Raw genomic sequence first — 2,516 nt, forward strand, 5'->3', positions numbered from 1 at the left:
CCAAAGCAGCATCCAAAGCTTCTGCAGGGCTATCGTACCAATTAGAAGACCACTTAACATTCCAGTTGCCCCCCCCATTATTTTTTAGGGTGCAATGATTCCAGAAAAGACCTTGCTTTGTTACAAAAGGCTCGTTTCCAGTTATGCCGGGACTTGTTGAGCCTGCCGCACCATTTTGAGAAGTGTGAGCCAAAAGCAAATCATAAGTTTTTGTTTTTTCATCGTATTCTGTGGCAAGAACATTTGCAAACCAGTAATGGTTAATATCCTGAGCAATGCTAAGTTTTGCACCAATCTGCAACTCCCAGCCTTTGTTATTCAATTTATATTTTCCATCAAAATTTGCAAGATAGTCAGATTTTAATGGAGGAACTTTTTCATAGTCAAAAAATGAAGCGCTGTTATCTGCGGCAATCTGCATACTTGTTGCATAAAGAAAATCGCATTTAAAGTAAACATTGCCATTGCTTTCTTTATAAAAAGAAACTTCAGAAGTTTTTCCTATTTCGCGTATATTTGTAGAATAAATAATCTTCGCTTTTGTTATGCCGCTTTCTTCTGCTGTAAGTTGAATCCATCTTTCTGTATTAACACCGTCCGGCATATAATTCAAGTAAACAATTTTTTTATCTTGATCTTCTGGAAAATCGAATCTATATTCATTTGAAGCAAACCACACAGTATTTGCAACTTCTTCATAAAGCAAGGCTCTTTCGCTGTTTGAATTTGAAGAATTATTATCTGAATCGCCTACGCTGTTCATGCACGAGGCAAAAAGAAAGGAAATTAAAAAAAAGGCAAAACACGCCTTTATGAACTTCATTTAGATATCCCCCTAAACGAAAAAAAGAGTTAAGAGAAGTCCGGATTTTACGGTGGTGGGTCCTCAGCTGAATTCCACAGCATATTCTCTTGCATTTATATAGAAATAAATGCGCTTAAACAGATTCCTCAGGTCAAGCCGGGGAATGACAGTATTGCAGCCAGCCGTCATCTTCGGGCATTGACCCAAAGATCTTTCTTTACAGAATGTGGCTTACATAGAATCCGCAAGACCAAGCATTGCGTGTTTTTCCGTCGAATGCTTTTCTGTTTTCCAAGTTCAAGTTAAGATCAAAGTCTGTTTTCTTAGAGAACTTATATTTTACAGAAGGACGGATTGTAAAGATGTGTCCGCCGTTCCAGTCGTCATCGTCCCAGTCCTTGTCTTTAGAACCGAATGCAAGAGAACCATAAGCATTGAACTGGAAGTCCTTGTTAATAGGAACAATAAGAGCAGCTCCAGCATACCAAGCGAATGTGTAATCGTCGTTTTCAAAGAAGTTCAAGCCGGCTTCCGGACGCAAAGAAAGCTTTGAGTTAGGAACAGAGAAAGTAATCGCGCCTCCAATTCCGTAAGCCTCGTCATCCTTTTCTTTTGTAAACAAAGAATCCATTGCAAGATAAACTTCAAGCAAAAAGTTTTTTGCGCCTATTGTTGAGCCAGCGTAGAAGTTTGCGGCATCTTCAAATGCACCTTCCATTGCAGCCCCAATGCTTATCCAGTTTACAGGAGCAAACTTTACACCAAAGTTTACAGCAGGATCATCTGTATTAAATCCGTTAGGAATAGCAGCTCCAGCTTCAAAGTTCATTTTTCCTTTTGAAACATATCTTACACCAAGACCTCTTCTTGCATAGGAATTTGAATAAGGAATGAATCCTACAACGTCCGCAGTGCCAGGAGCATCTACTTTGAACTTATAGTAGCCTGCGCAGTCAGATGAAGTTGAGCTTGGATAGAACGAGCCTGAGCGGTCATCGTAGGCTGTGCTGAATCCGCCCTGTCTTACGTGAGCGTTAGGTCCCCAAACCCAGTCGCCGTATCCCGGAGCAGGTCCGACTTTCCAGTTGAGTTTTGTTCCCATTCCAAAGTCAAAGTTGCGGTTAATATGGTAAACAAAGTTCAAATAAAAAGCGTCAGTAATTGTGTTGTTTGAATTAATAGCATTATCATAACCATCACGATTCGTATTTGTGTGGTTGCCGCCTCTAGTGTTGCGTCCGTAGTGAAGAGCAAGCGGATTCAAATTTGTTGTTCCAATTTCAAAGTTGTCAACATCACCGCCGTTTTCATAGTTTGCCAATGCGCCCATGTTGAGCATTCCGTCCATCGTGAACTTGCCCTGATCAAATCTTGCCTGAAAAATATCAGTAAAACCATAGAACATTGTGTCGCCGTCAAACGGGTTTCCAAATCCAGTCCACAAAGTGTTCTTAATCTGCGCTCTTTCCAAAACCTGCGCGCTAGCAGCCGCTCCAATAAAAAGTGCAGCTGCAATTCCCAAAACAACCTTTTTCACTTAAAGCCTCCAAAAGTTAAAAAAGAAAAGTGTTATAAACAAAGTAGCAAAATATTAGTTACTGATTTTACAGAGAAAACACAAAAAAATCAAATGGCACAGCAGATTATTTTAGAAACCTTGCAGTTTTTGAAAAAAATCGTATATAAAGTTAATACCCTTAATTTCGAGTTT

At 39.7% G+C, this 2,516-nt stretch carries 2 protein-coding genes; both read right to left on the minus strand.

All coding sequences use genetic code 11. The annotated features are described in order from the left end of the window. Positions 1-823: hypothetical protein (locus B4C08_RS02780; RefSeq protein WP_296662579.1), on the minus strand; the 823-nt coding region annotated here is incomplete at its 3' end. Between the two features lie 199 nt (positions 824-1,022). Next, on the minus strand, positions 1,023-2,342 hold the full coding sequence (locus B4C08_RS02785; RefSeq protein ID WP_296662581.1) for a hypothetical protein: 1,320 nt from the start codon (positions 2,340-2,342) through the stop codon (positions 1,023-1,025). Between the last annotated feature and the right edge of the window lie 174 nt (positions 2,343-2,516).

Origin of the sequence: Treponema sp. UBA753, from assembly GCF_002297325.1 — a bacterium.
Classification (GTDB): Bacteria; Spirochaetota; Spirochaetia; order Treponematales; family Treponemataceae; genus Treponema_D.